Source organism: Micromonospora yongxingensis, from assembly GCF_052601155.1.
The window spans coordinates 78,519-91,949 of record NZ_JBQXEO010000011.1; the positions used below are offsets into that span (position 1 = coordinate 78,519).

Here is a 13,431-nt window from a genome sequence, read left to right on the forward strand (position 1 = left end):
AGACCCCGACGGTCGGGCCGATCGTCAGCCCTTCTCCAGGTACTCCGCGCGGTCCTCGTCGACCAGGGCCGCGACCGACGCGGCCAGCGCCGGGTTGCGGGTCAGCTCCGGATCCTCCTCGACCAGGGCGATCGCCTCGGCCCGGGCGTCGCGAATCAGGTCGGCGTCGCGCAGCAGGGACAGCAGCCGCAGGTGCGAGCGCCGGCCGGACTGGGTTGCGCCCAGCACGTCGCCCTCGCGGCGCTGCTCCAGATCCAGCTCGGCGAGCTTGAAGCCGTCGCTGGTCGAGGCGACCGCGTCCAGCCGTTCCCGGGCCGACGATCCCTCGGCCGCCTCGCTGACCAGCAGGCAGAGCCCGGCGGCCGCACCCCGGCCGACCCGGCCACGCAGCTGGTGCAGCTGGGAGACACCGAACCGGTCGGCGTCCAGCACGATCATCACGGTCGCGTTGGGTACGTCCACGCCGACCTCGATCACGGTCGTCGCCACCAGCACGTCCAGGTCGCCGGCGGCGAAGGAGCGCATCACCGCGTCCTTCTCGTCGGCCGGCAGGCGGCCGTGCAGCACCCCGATCCGCAGCCCGTTCAGCGGCCCCTCGGCCAGCAGCGGGGCCACCTCGGTCACCGCGAGCGGCGGCCGTCGCCCGTTGTCGTCCACCGGAGGCGGCTCCTCCTCGGAGGCAGGACCGTCCCCGATCCGCGGGCACACCACGTACGCCTGGTGCCCGGCGGCCACCTCCTCGCGCAGCCGGCGCCACGCCCGGTCCAGGAAGGCCGGTCTCTCGGCGGCCGGCACCACGTGCGAGGCGATGGGCGAGCGGCCACGGGGCAGCTGGGAGAGGGTAGAGACCTCCAGGTCGCCGTAGACGGTCATCGCCACGGTGCGCGGGATCGGGGTGGCGGTCATCACCAGCACGTGCGGCGGCTGGTCGGCCTTGGCCCGCAGCGCGTCGCGCTGCTCCACCCCGAAGCGGTGCTGCTCGTCGACGACCACCAGGCCGAGGTCGGCGAAGTCGACCCCCTCGTACAGCAGCGCGTGGGTGCCCAGCACGATGCCGGCGGCGCCGCTGGCCACCTCGCCGAGCGCGCGACGGCGGGCCGCCGCGCCCAACGAGCCGGTGACCAGCTCGACGCGGGTGGCGTGCTCGGCGGAATCCAGCTCGCCGGCACGGCCGAGCGGCCCGAGCAGGTCGAGCATGCCCCGGTGGTGTTGCGCGGCCAGCACCTCGGTCGGCGCCAGCAGCGCCGCCTGGCCGCCGGCGTCGACCACCTGGAGCATCGCCCGCAACGCCACGACGGTCTTGCCCGAGCCCACCTCGCCCTGCAACAGCCGGTGCATCGGGTGCGGAACGGCCAGGTCGGCCGCGATCTCCACGCCGACCTCGCGTTGACCGGCGGTCAGCTCGTACGGCAGGCGGGCGTCGAAGGCGTCCAGCAGCCCTCCGGCACGCGCGGGGCGGGGCCGGGCCGGCCAGTCGACGGCCCGGTGCTTGCGCTGCACCAGGGTCAACTGCACGGCGAACGCCTCGTCCCACTTGAGCCGGTGCCGCGCCCGATAGAGCTCCTCCTTGCTGGACGGCCGGTGGATCTCCCGCAGGGCGCTGCCCAGCTCCACCAGCTTGCGGCTGGCCCGCACGCTGGCCGGCACCGGGTCCTCCGGCGGGGTGAAGGTGTCCAGCACGACCCGCACGCAGCGGGCGATCACCCAGGTCGGCACCGCCGCGGCGGCCGGGTAGACCGGGATCAGCGCGCCGGCGAACTCCTCGATCTCGTCGCTGACCGCCGCCTCGCCCTCGCCGCCCTCGCCGAGCAGGACGTACTCCGGGCCGTTGAGCTGGCGCTTGCCGCGGAACTCGGTGACCTTGCCGGCGAACAGCCCCCACCGGCCCGGACGCAGCTCCCGCTCGCGCCACGCCTGGTTGCCGAAGAAGGTCAGCGTCAGCAGCCCGCCGGAGTTGTCGCCGACGGTCACCTCCAGCAGGTTGCCCCGGCGCTGGCGCATCGGGCGCACGGCGGTGCGCTGTACCTGGGCCAGCACGGTGACCTGCTCGCCCACGTCGAGCGAGCGGATGTCGGTGTGCTCGCCGCGCTCGTCGTAGCGACGCGGGAAGTGGTAGACCAGGTCACCCGCGGTGTGCAGGTCGAGATGGGAGGCGAGCGCCTTGGCCGTCTTGTCCCCGACCAGCTTCTTCAGCGGAGTGTCCACCGTGGACGGCTCGCTCATTCGACCCCCACCAGGAGCGGATAGTACGGCTGGCCGCCCGGGTACGCCTGCACCTCGACGAACGGCCAGCGCCGCGCGACGTGCGCGCGGACGGCATCGGTGAGCCCGGCGGGGGCATCCACCCCGGCCAGCAGGGTGACCAGCTCCCCGCCACCGCCGAGCATGCGGTCGACCACGGCCGCGCAGGTGTCGGTCAGGTCGGTGCCGATGAGGTGCACCTCCCCCTCGACCAGCGCCAGCACGTCGCCGGGGCGGCACGGGCCGGCGACGGTCAGCGCCTCCCGGCTGGCGTGGCAGACCTCGGCGTAGCGGCAGGCCCCGGCCGCCTCGGCCATCGCGATCACGTCGTCCTCGAAGCGGCGGCCGCCGTCGCGGACCGCGAGGGCGGCCAGCGCCTGCACCGGCGAGCGGGTCGGCACCACGCTCACCTTGATGCCGTACGCGTGTGCCTCGCGGGCCGCCGCGCTCGCCACCGCCTCGGTGTTGGGGTCGTTGGGCAGCACCACCACCCGGGCCGCGCCGGTGCTGCGCACCGCGTCCAGCAGCTCGCCGGTGGACGGGTTGCCCGGCACGACGGTGGCGCCCTCCGCGGCGAAGAGCCCGGCGATGCCGACGCCGGTGGCCACCACCACGGCGGCCCGGCCGTCCGTCGCCGGGCCGGCGAACGGCTCCGGCTGGTCGGCGAAGCGGGTCACCGAGATGCGGTACGGGCGACCGGCGACGACCCCGGCCTCGACGGCCGCACCCACGTCGTTGACGTGCACGTGCACGTTCCAGGTGGCTTCCGGCTCGCGCCCGTCGCCGACGACCACCAGGGAGTCGCCCAGCGCGTCCAGCGCCCGGCGCATCCCGGCCACCGCCTCCGCTCCGGCGTCGAGGAGGAACTGCACCTCGTAGGCGTACTCGTCGGAGCCGGTCTCCCGGGCGACGGTGGCCGCCGGCCGGGCGGTGCGCGGCCCCGGCGCGAGCCGGCCGGTGACCTCCCCGGTGAGCACCTCGACCAGGGCGTCCAGCAGCACGCAGAGCCCTCGGCCGCCCGCGTCGACCACGCCGGCGTGGGCCAGGGCCGGCAGCTGCTCCGGGGTCCGGGCGAGCGCCTCGGCCGACGCCCGCGCCGCCGCCCGGGCCACCGCCGGCAGGTCGTCGCTGTCGGCGTGCTCCGCCGCGAGGGCGGCCGCGCCGACCACGGTGAGCAGGGTGCCCTCCACCGGCCGGGCGACCGCCGTGTACGCCGCGGCGGTGCCGGCCCGCAACGCGGCGGCCAGCTCCCGGCCACGCACCGCCGGCGCGGCGGCGACCGCGTCGGCGAAGCCGCGCAGGATCTGCGAGAGGATCACCCCGGAGTTGCCGCGCGCGCCGAGCAGCGCGCCCTGGGCCATCAGCCGCAACGCGTGCCCGTGCGCGGTCGGCCCGCTGTCGGGGAGGGTGTCCAGGTCCATCGCCAGGGCCTGCTGGGCCGAGGTGAGGGTGAGCACCAGGTTGGTGCCCGTGTCGCCGTCGGGCACCGGATAGACGTTGAGCTGGTCGATCTCACCCTGGTGGCGCTTCAGCGCGGCCAGCCCGCTCGCGCACCAGCGGCGGACCGCGGCGGCGTCGAGGGTGTCCAGCACGGCCAGAAGCCTACTGGCGCGCACCGACACGCGTCGGACTCGTCGGCGTGTCCGGCCCGCCTCCACCGCGGGCGGTGATCCGGCCGCCGGTGGTCGGGGTGAGCGTCGGGTAGCGTTGCGGCCGGACCGGCCCGCCAGACCGCAGAAGTGACCAGCACCACCGGCGGGCTGCGGCGCGGGCGGTTGCCCCACCGGGCCGGTTGGCCGTGTCGGCAGGTCATCGGGTAACCTGACCAGGTTGCCCGGGCAGCACCTGCCGGCGACCTCATGAACGTTTCAATCCCAGGAGTATCCCGTGGCTAGCGTGTGCGACGTCTGTGGCAAGGGACCGGGCTTCGGCCACAACGTGTCCCACTCGCACCGGCGGACCAACCGCCGCTGGAACCCGAACATCCAGTCGGTGCGTACCCCGGCCGGTGGCGGCAACACCAAGAAGTTGCAGGTCTGCACCTCGTGCATCAAGGCCGGCAAGGTCACCCGCGCCTGACGCGGTAGCACCCACCTTCTCGTTCGGCTCAGCCGGCGGACCCTGTGGTCCGCCGGCTCTGTCGTGTCCGGGCCAGGTCGCTGACGACTAGGCGACGCGGCGGGCCGGCCCGGGCCGGCGCCCGGTTAGGGTCGCGCTGCGTCGGGCGTCCGGTCCGGCGCGGACGGAAGGGGTGACGGTGCAGCTGGACCTGGGCCGGGACGAGATGGTCATGGTGGGCTCCGCGCTGGACCTGCTGCGAGGGCTCGGCGACCTGCTGCCCGCCGACAGTGTGGTGCTGATCGAGGAACCCGACCTGATCCGCAGCCGTGACCTGGAGCGGCACTGCGCCGCGCTGCCGTTCGTCTCGCGGGTGGTGGCGGCCGAGTACCAGTCCGGCCTGGACCCGGCGGCGCTGCTCGCCCGGGAGCCGGGGCTGGCCGCCGCGCGTTTGGTGGTGCCCGGCCAGGAGTACGCGGTGGTCGCGGCGGCTCGGTTGGCCGACGCGCTCGGCCTGCCCGGTGCGGGCGTCAAGGCCGCCGAGATCTTCACCGACAAGCACCGGATGCGGATGCTCGCCTCGGCCGCCGGCCTGACCAACCCGGCGTTCGCGCTGGTGGGCACCGCTGCCGAGGCGGCCGCGTTCGCCCAGCGGCAGGGTGGGCGGTGCGTGCTGAAACCGACCCGGCGGGCCGGCAGCCTCGGCGTACAGATCGTCACCCATCCGGGGCTGATCGCCGCCGCCTGGGCTGCCAGCGCCGACCCGGAGGTGTCCCCCGACACCACCGCCCGGGGCCTGCCCACGGCCGTCCTCGCCGAGCAGGTGCTGATCGGCACCGAGCACAGCGTCGAGCTGCTGGTGGCCGACGGCGAGGTGCGCTTCGGCAACGTCACCGACAAGCGGGTGCTGGCCGGCGCGAGACCGGTGGAGACCGGGCACACGGTGCCGTCCGCGCTACCCGAGGATGCCCGGCGGGAGTTGCTCGACGTCGCCACCCGACTGGCCGGCGCCGCCGGTTTCCGCACCGGCGTGCTGCACAGCGAGTGGATCCGCACCGCCGACGGCCCCGCGTTGGTGGAGTGCGCCGCCCGGCTGCCCGGTGACCTGATCAGCTCACTGGTCTCGGTCTCCTACGAGTGCGGGTTCGTCGGGGCGTACCTGCGGACGCTGCGCGGCGAACGGCCCGCCCTGCCGGCACGGCCGACCGGCGCGGCGGCGGTGGAGTACCTGCTCCCGGCGCCCGGCACGGTCACCGCCGTGGACGGGGTGCGCGCGGCCCGCCGGGTGTCCGGCGTGCTGGACGTCACGGTGGGCGTGACCGTCGGCGACCAGGTGCAGGAGGTCACCTCGTCGACCCGGCGCAGCGGCCAGGTCCTGGCCTGGGGCGCCGACCCGGCGGAGGCGACCGACGCCGTCACCCGGGCGGTGGGAGAGATCCGGATCACCACCGGCTGACAGCCGACCGGCGGGCTGGACCGGCCGGATCAGAGGGTGCGGCCGAAGGAGACGCAGCCCTCCGCGTCCTTGTAGAAGCCGAAGTTCGGGATCTGCTCGTAGCCGGCGGACGTGTACATGGCGATCGCCTCGGGCTGCTTGTCCCCGCACTCCAGGACCAGCCGCTTGCGGCCCTGCTCGCGAGCCGAGCGCTCGACGGCGGCCAGCACCGCGCGCGCCACACCCCGCCCACGGGCCGTCGGGGCGGTGTACATCCGCTTCAGCTCCGCGGTGTCCGCGCCGTGGCTGCGCCAGCCACCGCAGCCGACCGGTTCGCCGGCCAGGTAGGCGACGAGGAAGGCGCCGTCCGGCGGCTCGAACTCGGCCGCGTCCACGGGGGTGTCGTCGCCGGTGCCGCCGTAGCGGGCACCGAGGTCGGCCAGTGCGGCAGTGATCAGCTGCTGCGCCACCGGCGCGTCGAACCGCACCACCCGGATCTCGATCTCACTCACGGTTTCCAGGGTACGGCGGGCGTGGGCCCTCACCGGAAGTGGTCCCAGCCCCGCGGGCCGTCGTACGAGGCACCGTCGACGGTGACCCCGGCACCGGCCGTGACCAGGCCGATCTGCCGCCAGTCCGGCGGCAACGCCACCGCCGGGGGAAAGGTCGCGGCCAACGCGTGGTCCTCGCCACCGGCCAGGATCCAGGTGTACGGGTCGACGCCGAGCGCCTGTGCGGCGTCGGCCATCTGCCGGGGCACCTCGAAGGCGTCCCGGCGTACGTCGATCGCCACCCCGCTGGCCGTCGCCACGTGCCCGAGGTCGGCGAGCAGCCCGTCCGACACGTCGATCATGGAGGTGGCGCCGAGCCGGGCGGCCTGCGGCCCGGCCGGGTACGGGACCTGCGGCCGCCGGTACGCCTCGACCAGCAGCCGGGGCGTACGGAAGCCACGGGTGAGCACGGTCAGTCCGGCCGCCGCGTACCCGGTGCGGCCGGCCAGGGCCAGCACGTCGCCGGGGCGGGCACCGGAGCGCACCACGGGTGGGCGGCCGCCGAGGTCGCCCAGAGCGGTGACCGCGATGGTCAGGGTGGGACTGGACGACATGTCTCCGCCGACCACGCTCGCGCCGACCGTGGCCGCCTCGGCGCCCAGTCCGTCGGCCAGTTCCTCGGCCCAACCGGTGTCCAGGTCCGCCGGCATGCAGAGGGCGACCAGCAGGGCGGTCGGGGTGGCACCCATCGCGGCGATGTCGGCCAGGTTGGCCGCGGCGGCGCGGTGCCCGACGTCCCGGGCCGAGCACCAGTCCCGCCGGAAGTGCCGCCCGTCGACCAGCACGTCGGTGGAGGCCGCCACCCGGCCGTCCGGGGCGGCCACCACGGCGGCGTCGTCCCCTGGGCCGAGCAGGGTCGACGGCCCGGTCGGCAGCCGGGCGGTGATCCGCCCGATCAACCCGAACTCGCCGATCGCAGCCACGCTGGCACCACCGCCGGCGCTCTGCCCGTTCTGCCCGGCTCCGCCGCGCTCGCTCACCGCTGCTCCTTGACCACCGATAGGGATCAGACCTGGTCCGTAAGGTAGTTTCACCCTTCGGGCCGCCCCTGGGCGGCGACGGACGGAGGTCGAGTCGTGGTACAGGCGTACATCCTCATCCAGACCGAGGTCGGCCGGGCACGTGACGTGGCCGGTCTCATCGCGGACCTTGCCGGCGTGGTACGCGTCGACGCCGTCACCGGGCCGTACGACGTGGTCGTCCTCACCGAGGCGAACACCGTCGACGAGCTCGGAAAACTCATCGTCAGCAAGGTGCAGATGGTGCCCGGCATCACCCGCACCCTCACGTGTTCGGTGGTGCGGCTGTAAGTGGACGAGACCGAGACCTCCTCCTCCGCGACTCTCGACGACGGGCCCGGCGCGACGCGCGACGTGGCCGACGGTACCGGGCCGGCTGACGGTCCCCGCGAGCCGGCCGCCGACGCGCCGGCCGGGCGGGACCGGACCATGCGCGGTGCCGCCCTGCTGGCCACGTTGATCGCCCTGCCGGTCACGCTGCTGGTGGCCGTGCTGGCCTTCGGCAAGCTCTCCCCGGCCGAGCCGGACGCCACGCCGAGCCCTTCGGCGACCACCGCACGGGCGCAGTCCACCGCCCCGGTCGAGATGGCCGCCCCGGCGCTGGCCGCCCGCCCGGCCACGGTCTGCCGGGCGCTGCTCTCCCAGCTGCCGCAGAGCATCCGCGACCTGAACCAGCGCCCGGTCACCGCCGGTCCGGAGCAGAACGCCGCGTACGGCGACCCGGCGCTCACCGTGGCCTGCGGCGGCCAGCAGCCGACCGTCCCGGCCACCGACGAGGTCTGGAGGGTGAACGCGGTCTGCTGGCACTCGGTCGTGCAGGACGACGCGACCGTGCTCACCACGGTCGACCGGGAGACGCCGGTCACGGTGCGCGTCCCGCGCTCGTACGAGCAGCCGTTGCAGTGGGTGTCGCCGGTCTCCGACGCGGTCGTGGCGTCGGTGCCCTCCGGTGGCGCCCCGCCCGCCGGCTGCCGGGGCTGATCCGACCGGCGCCCGGCCCGGAGAAGCGGGCCGGGCTCGTCGTCGTGATGGCCGCTCAGTGCAGGCCGACGCCGCGTCGCTGGGCGGTGCGGATCAGCCGGTTGACCAGCTTCGGGTACTCCAGGCCGGAGGCCGCCCACATCCGCGGGAACATCGACGTCGGGGTGAACCCCGGCATCGTGTTGATCTCGTTGAGGTAGATGTCCAGCTCCGGGGTGACGAAGAAGTCCGCGCGGGCCAGGCCGGCGCAGTCCAGCGCGGTGAACGCGCGGACGGCGTACTCCTGCACCTGGCGGGTCACCCTCTCCGGCAGGCCGGCCGGGATGTCGTACTCGCAGGAGTCGTCGAGGTACTTCGCCTCGAAGTCGTAGAAGTCGTGGTCGGCGACGACCCGCACCTCGGCCAGCACGGACGCCTCGGGCGCGCCGCCGGCCTCGCCCTCCAGCACCCCGCACTCGACCTCGCGGCCGATGATCGCGGCCTCGATGATGACCTTCGGGTCGAACTGCCGGGCGGTGGCGACCGCCTCGTCGAGCTGCGCCCAGTCGGTGACCCGGGTGATGCCGAACGACGAGCCGGCCCGGGACGGCTTGACGAAGACCGGCAGGCCGAGCCGCTCCTTGTCCTGCTCGCTGAGCGTCATGCCGTTGCGCAGCACCGCGTACGAGCCGACGGGGATGCCCTCGATCGCGCAGAGCTTCTTGGTGAACTCCTTGTCCATCGCGGCGGCGGAGGCGAACACGTTCGCACCGACGTAGGGGATGCCGGCCATCTCCAGCATTCCCTGGATGGTGCCGTCCTCGCCGTACGTGCCGTGCAGCACCGGGAAGACCACGTCCACGTCGGCCAGCGCCCGGGGGCCCTCGGTCGGGTCGAGCACCATCAGCCCGTTGCCGGTGGGGTCGGCGCGCAGCACGATGTCCTCGCCGGACTCGGCGGTGATCTCCGGAAGCTGGCGGGCGTTGATGGCGAGCTGTGCGGGGTCGCCGTCGGTCAACACCCACTGACCTGCCCGGGTGATGCCCACGGGCACCACCTCGTACTCGTCCGGGTCGAGGGCGCCGAACACGCTGCCGGCGCTGACGCAGGAGATGCCGTGCTCCGGGCTGCGGCCGCCGAAGACGATCGCCACGCGGGTCTTGCCTGGGGTGGTCACTCCGGTCACCTCTTCGTACGCGACTGCGGCTGGTCGTGCTCGCCGGTGGCGCTCACCCGGTTGACCTTACTGTGCGTGGCGATGGGGCGAGGCGATACCCGGTGAGCCACGGCACGACACGGCATTCGGTCAACAGAGGATATACGGTGCGTGACGGGATGTCCGGCGGCGCGCGGCGGCGCTGGCCGGGGGCGGGGTGGGTCAGTCGCGGGAGTGCCGGCGGCCGACCGCGATCACCTTGACCCGCTGCCGGCCGGCCCGCACCATGCCCAGCGCCATGAACGCGCCGGCGATCCGGTCGGCGGCCTCCCGGCTGCTGGCACCGACGACCTGCCGGCGTCGCTCGGGGGCGGTCCGCTCGTTGCGGTCGATGCCCTCGACGGGACGCACGTCGGTGAGCACCACCAGGAAGCGGGTCATCGCCGGCTGTCCGCATCAACGGCGAGTGGCTCCGGACCGGTACGCACGTCGTCTCCTTCCGGCAGGCCGGGATGGCTGCGGCACGCGGCGATCGGGTACGGGGGAGAAACCCGATCGCCGCGTGCCCCATCCCCTCCGGTCGCTCACCACCACCGTCGCCACGACAACCGGCGGTGAGGACGCGATGACAGATTGACACGTGTACAGCAATGAATGCAACTCTCATCGACGTTCTCTCATGCAGACGTTCCCACAGAAGTATGCGACCATCGATGCATGGCCCCGAAGACCGCCCGCGCCCGCCGGCTCGGCATCGCCCTCCGCCACCACCGGGAAGCCGCCGGGCTGACGCTGGAGACCGCCGCGGATGAAATCAACAGCACCCGCAGCACCCTCTCCCGCTACGAGAACGCGCAGACGCTGATCAGCCCCGCCACCGTGCGTGCCCTGCTCACCTCGTACGGGGTGGGCGCCGACGAGGTGGCCGCGGCGGTGCAGCTCGCCAAGGACGCCCGCAAGCCGGGCTGGTGGGTGTCGTACTCCTACCTGCTCGATCCCCGCACCATCGACTTCATCGCCCTGGAGGCCGAGGCCACCGCCATCGCCAACTTCGAGCCCTCGGTGGTGCCCGGCCTGCTGCAGACCGCGGACTACATCCGGGGCGTGATGCGCGGCGGGCCGCACACCCTCGGCGACGAACTGGTGGAGCAGCGGGTCAGGATCCGCCTCGACCGGCAGCAGCGGCTCAGCGGTGACGACCCGCCCATCCTCGACGCGATCATCGACGAGGGCGCGTTGCTGCGCCCGGTCGGCGACCGGTCGGTGATGGACGGGCAGCTGCGCCACCTGGTCAAGATGGCCGAACTACCGAACATCACCGTCCAGGTGATCCCACTCTCCGCCGGCTACCACCGGGGCACCCGGGGCTCGCTGCACATCCTGGAGTTCGCCGACCCGGAGGACCCGATCATCGCCTCGGTGGAGACCGTCGCCGGCCAGATGATCCTCGACCGCGCTGGCGAGACGCGTACCTGCACCAAGATCATGGAGCATCTGCGGAGCGTGGCGCTCAGCCCGGCGGACAGCCGCGACCAGCTCCTGTCACTCCTGAAGGGACGGTAGATCCGATGACCCCGACGATCACAGCGGCACTGGCCACGGCGGCGTGGCGCAAGAGCAGCCGCAGCGGCGACCAGGGCGCCTGCGTGGAGGTGGCCGCGATCCCGCGGCTGGTGGCCGTCCGCGACTCCAAGGACCCGGCCGGCCCGGCCCTGCTGTTCCCGCCGGCCGCCTGGGCCGCCTTCGCCCAGGCCCCGCCCCGCCACTGACCGGGCGGGGCGGCCGGGGCGTGCTCAGGCCACCAGCGGGCTGGCCTCCGGTACGGCGCGCAGCGCCTCCAGCGCGGCGATCGCCACCCCGCGGGCACCGGCCATGTCCCGCTCCGGCACCAGGGCGAAGGTGGCCACCGCCGCCTGCTCCTCCCGGAGGACGGTGTGCTCGCGCACCGTCGCCAGGAACCAGTCACGGAACTCCGGCGCAGCCTCCACCACCCCGCCGCCGACGAAGTACGCGTGCGGGTCGGTGAAGTTGGTCGCCACGGTGAACAGCCGGCCCAGCGCCATCGCCTGCTGGGTGAAGAGGTCCCGGGCCAGCGCGTCCCCCCGCTCGCCGTAGCCCCGGACCAGCTTCGCCGCCCGCGCGACCGGCTCCGCGGCGAGCGGGTGGTCGGGGTGGCGGGTCAGCCAGTACGGCAGCAGGTTGCGCTCGATGCCGGTCAGCGAGGCGACGCTCTCGACGTCCCCGGTGAAGCCGCAGGCGCAGGTCGGCTCCGGCTGCCCCGGGCCGAGCAGCCCGTTCAGCGGGATGTGCACGTGGCCGAGCTCCCCGGCCATCCCGGCCGCGCCGGCGATCACCCGGCCACCCTCGACCACCCCGCCGCCGAGGCCGGTGCCGACGATCGCGGAGACCGACGACCGGTTCATCGCCTCGGCGCCGAAGTACACGTGGTGGGCGTAGAGCGCCGCCGCGTTGCCGTCGTTGTGGTAGACCACCGGCAGGCCGAGCCGTCGCTCCAGCGCGCCCCGCACGTCGAAGCCGCGCCAGGCCGGCTGCGAGAAGTTGGTGGAGCCCCGCGACGAGATGACACCGGCGGCGCTGGCCGGGCCGGGGGTGTCGAGCCCCACCGCCCGGACCAGCTCGCGCGGTACGCCGGTGTGCGCCAGGGCGCCGTCCAGCGCCCGGGCCAACGCCTCGATCGCCGCGTCCGGCCCGGCCCGTACCTCGCTGGGGATCTCCAACAGCCCGTCCACCAGGAACCGGCCGTCCACCGTCAGCACGGTGGCGTTGTTGCTGGTGCCGCCGTTGTCCAACCCGACGACCACCGGCACCCCTGCGCTGCCCACCGAAACCGCCTCCCGCCGTCGTGAGTGTGAGCCGAGGCTAGTGCGTACACCGCTCCCCCGCCACGTCCGCCCTCCCCGCCCGGGCGGGGAGGGCCTACCCCTGTGCTGTCCCGGCCCCCAACTGCCGTCGTGCGTCCTTTGCTCTGCTTCAACCGGCGCGACGCTGACGGCGTCTCTTCGTTGCCCCCGTTGAAGCAGAGCAGAGGACGACCACGTGGTGCGGCCAGCCCATGGCCGCCGGTCGCGGCTCAGCCGGGGCGGCGGGCGATCACCGCGGTGGCGTCCAGGTCCTCGTCCTGCCGCACGGCCGGCATCAGCCCGAGGGCATCGAGCGCCGTGCAGAGCGCGTCGGCCTGCCCGGCGCTGACCTCCACCGCGAGGTGTCCGCCGGGCGCCAACCACCGGGTCGCGCCGTCGGCCACGCGACGGAGCACGGTCAGCCCGTCCGGGCCGCCGTCGAGCGCCACCGGAGCCTCGTGCAGCCGCGCCTCGGCCGGCATCAGCTCCACCTCGGCCGTGGGCACGTACGGGGCGTTGGCGACCACCAGGTCCAACCGGCCCTGCCAGTGCGCTGGCAACGGCGCGAACAGGTCGCCCTCGTACACCTCGGCGGGCAGCCCGGCGAGGTTGCGACGGGCGCACGCCACGGCCGCCGGGTCGATGTCGGCGGCGGCCAGCCAGCGGGGCGCGAGCCGGCGCGCCAGGGCGACCGTGGTGGCCCCGGAGCCGCAGCAGAGGTCGACCACGGCCGGCGCCGGGCCGGTCACGGCGGCGGCCGCCTCGACCAGGAGGGCGGTGCGGCCGCGCGGCACGAAGACGCCAGCGGCGACGGCGATCCGCAGGCCGCAGAACTCCGCCCAACCGAGCAGGTGCTCCAGCGGTTCGCCGGCCACCCTGCGGTCGGTCAGCTCGGCCAGCGCCGCCGGGGTGTCGGCGGCGGCCAGCAGCAGGTCGGCCTCGTCCTCGGCGTAGACGCAACCGGCGGTGCGCAGCCGGAGCACGAGGGCGGGTCGGTCGGTGGAGAACGGTGGTGCCATGGGAAACCTCCGGGAAGCGCTCACCGGCGCTCCCGTGGCCGCTATCGCGGCGGGGACACGGGAGGACGTGCCGGTCCTGTCGGCTGACGGATCGGACTCACCTCCTCCGGTCGGGGCCCACCGGTGCGGGC

General features: G+C 74.4%; 14 protein-coding genes. 6 read left to right on the plus strand and 8 right to left on the minus strand.

Going from position 1 to position 13,431, the window contains the following annotated elements:
• Positions 1 to 24: 24 nt before the first annotated feature.
• Positions 25 to 2,223 carry an ATP-dependent DNA helicase RecG gene (gene recG / locus ACTWLT_RS15590; RefSeq protein WP_445319005.1) on the minus strand — a complete coding sequence of 733 codons (2,199 nt, stop codon included), beginning with the start codon at positions 2,221 to 2,223 and terminating at the stop codon, positions 25 to 27.
• Entirely contained in the window at positions 2,220 to 3,833 is a 1,614-nt protein-coding gene (fakA, locus tag ACTWLT_RS15595; protein WP_445319006.1) for a fatty acid kinase ATP-binding subunit FakA, read from the minus strand. Before fakA ends, recG begins: the two co-directional genes overlap by 4 nt.
• Positions 3,834 to 4,128: 295 nt before the next feature.
• On the opposite strand from fakA, the gene rpmB reads away from it, so the two are divergent.
• Together rpmB and ACTWLT_RS15605 are read left to right on the plus strand one after the other, a co-directional pair.
• Positions 4,129 to 4,320 carry a 50S ribosomal protein L28 gene (gene rpmB, locus ACTWLT_RS15600; RefSeq protein ID WP_007456456.1) on the plus strand — a complete coding sequence of 64 codons (192 nt, stop codon included), beginning with the start codon at positions 4,129 to 4,131 and terminating at the stop codon, positions 4,318 to 4,320.
• A gap of 178 nt (positions 4,321 to 4,498) precedes the next feature.
• On the plus strand, positions 4,499 to 5,755 hold the full coding sequence (locus ACTWLT_RS15605) for an ATP-grasp domain-containing protein (RefSeq protein WP_445319007.1): 1,257 nt from the start codon (positions 4,499 to 4,501) through the stop codon (positions 5,753 to 5,755).
• Positions 5,756 to 5,784: 29 nt separating this feature from the next.
• Here ACTWLT_RS15605 and ACTWLT_RS15610 read toward each other — a convergent pair whose 3' ends face one another.
• Both ACTWLT_RS15610 and ACTWLT_RS15615 read right to left on the minus strand, forming a co-directional pair.
• Positions 5,785 to 6,246, minus strand: a complete 462-nt coding sequence (locus ACTWLT_RS15610) for a GNAT family N-acetyltransferase (protein WP_252416744.1) — start codon at positions 6,244 to 6,246, stop codon at positions 5,785 to 5,787.
• A 29-nt stretch (positions 6,247 to 6,275) separates the two neighbouring features.
• A complete protein-coding gene (locus tag ACTWLT_RS15615; RefSeq protein WP_445319096.1) occupies positions 6,276 to 7,208 on the minus strand; it encodes a thiamine-phosphate kinase in 933 nt (310 codons plus the stop codon).
• Between the two features lie 153 nt (positions 7,209 to 7,361).
• Between ACTWLT_RS15615 and ACTWLT_RS15620 the strand changes: the two genes are divergently transcribed.
• Entirely contained in the window at positions 7,362 to 7,595 is a 234-nt protein-coding gene (locus ACTWLT_RS15620) for an Lrp/AsnC ligand binding domain-containing protein (RefSeq protein ID WP_013284547.1), read from the plus strand.
• Positions 7,596 to 8,285 carry a DUF3515 family protein gene (locus tag ACTWLT_RS15625; protein WP_445319008.1) on the plus strand — a complete coding sequence of 230 codons (690 nt, stop codon included), beginning with the start codon at positions 7,596 to 7,598 and terminating at the stop codon, positions 8,283 to 8,285.
• Positions 8,286 to 8,340: 55 nt separating this feature from the next.
• Here the strand turns inward: ACTWLT_RS15625 and ACTWLT_RS15630 are convergent, their stop codons facing one another.
• On the minus strand, positions 8,341 to 9,441 hold the full coding sequence (locus tag ACTWLT_RS15630; protein ID WP_252416746.1) for a D-alanine--D-alanine ligase family protein: 1,101 nt from the start codon (positions 9,439 to 9,441) through the stop codon (positions 8,341 to 8,343).
• Between the two features lie 201 nt (positions 9,442 to 9,642).
• On the minus strand, positions 9,643 to 9,861 hold the full coding sequence (locus ACTWLT_RS15635; protein ID WP_252416747.1) for a hypothetical protein: 219 nt from the start codon (positions 9,859 to 9,861) through the stop codon (positions 9,643 to 9,645).
• A gap of 276 nt (positions 9,862 to 10,137) precedes the next feature.
• On the opposite strand from ACTWLT_RS15635, the gene ACTWLT_RS15640 reads away from it, so the two are divergent.
• Entirely contained in the window at positions 10,138 to 10,983 is an 846-nt protein-coding gene (locus ACTWLT_RS15640; RefSeq protein ID WP_252416748.1) for a helix-turn-helix domain-containing protein, read from the plus strand.
• A gap of 5 nt (positions 10,984 to 10,988) precedes the next feature.
• Positions 10,989 to 11,189 (plus strand): DUF397 domain-containing protein, encoded by a 201-nt coding sequence (locus ACTWLT_RS15645; RefSeq protein WP_252416749.1) that lies wholly within the window; start codon positions 10,989 to 10,991, stop codon positions 11,187 to 11,189.
• Positions 11,190 to 11,213: 24 nt separating this feature from the next.
• Here ACTWLT_RS15645 and ACTWLT_RS15650 read toward each other — a convergent pair whose 3' ends face one another.
• Positions 11,214 to 12,263, minus strand: a complete 1,050-nt coding sequence (locus tag ACTWLT_RS15650) for an ROK family protein (RefSeq protein ID WP_445319009.1) — start codon at positions 12,261 to 12,263, stop codon at positions 11,214 to 11,216.
• Positions 12,264 to 12,511: 248 nt separating this feature from the next.
• Positions 12,512 to 13,300, minus strand: coding sequence for a putative protein N(5)-glutamine methyltransferase (locus ACTWLT_RS15655; RefSeq protein ID WP_445319010.1), 789 nt, complete (start codon positions 13,298 to 13,300; stop codon positions 12,512 to 12,514).
• Positions 13,301 to 13,431: the final 131 nt, after the last annotated feature.

Coding starts and splice junctions, on each gene's coding strand:
- recG (WP_445319005.1), bottom strand. CDS start 2,223: ATGAGCGAGCCGTCCACGGTGGACACTCCGCTGAAGAAGCTGGTCGGG.
- ACTWLT_RS15635 (WP_252416747.1), bottom strand. CDS start 9,861: ATGACCCGCTTCCTGGTGGTGCTCACCGACGTGCGTCCCGTCGAGGGC.
- ACTWLT_RS15640 (WP_252416748.1), top strand. CDS start 10,138: ATGGCCCCGAAGACCGCCCGCGCCCGCCGGCTCGGCATCGCCCTCCGC.
- ACTWLT_RS15645 (WP_252416749.1), top strand. CDS start 10,989: ATGACCCCGACGATCACAGCGGCACTGGCCACGGCGGCGTGGCGCAAG.
- ACTWLT_RS15655 (WP_445319010.1), bottom strand. CDS start 13,300: ATGGCACCACCGTTCTCCACCGACCGACCCGCCCTCGTGCTCCGGCTG.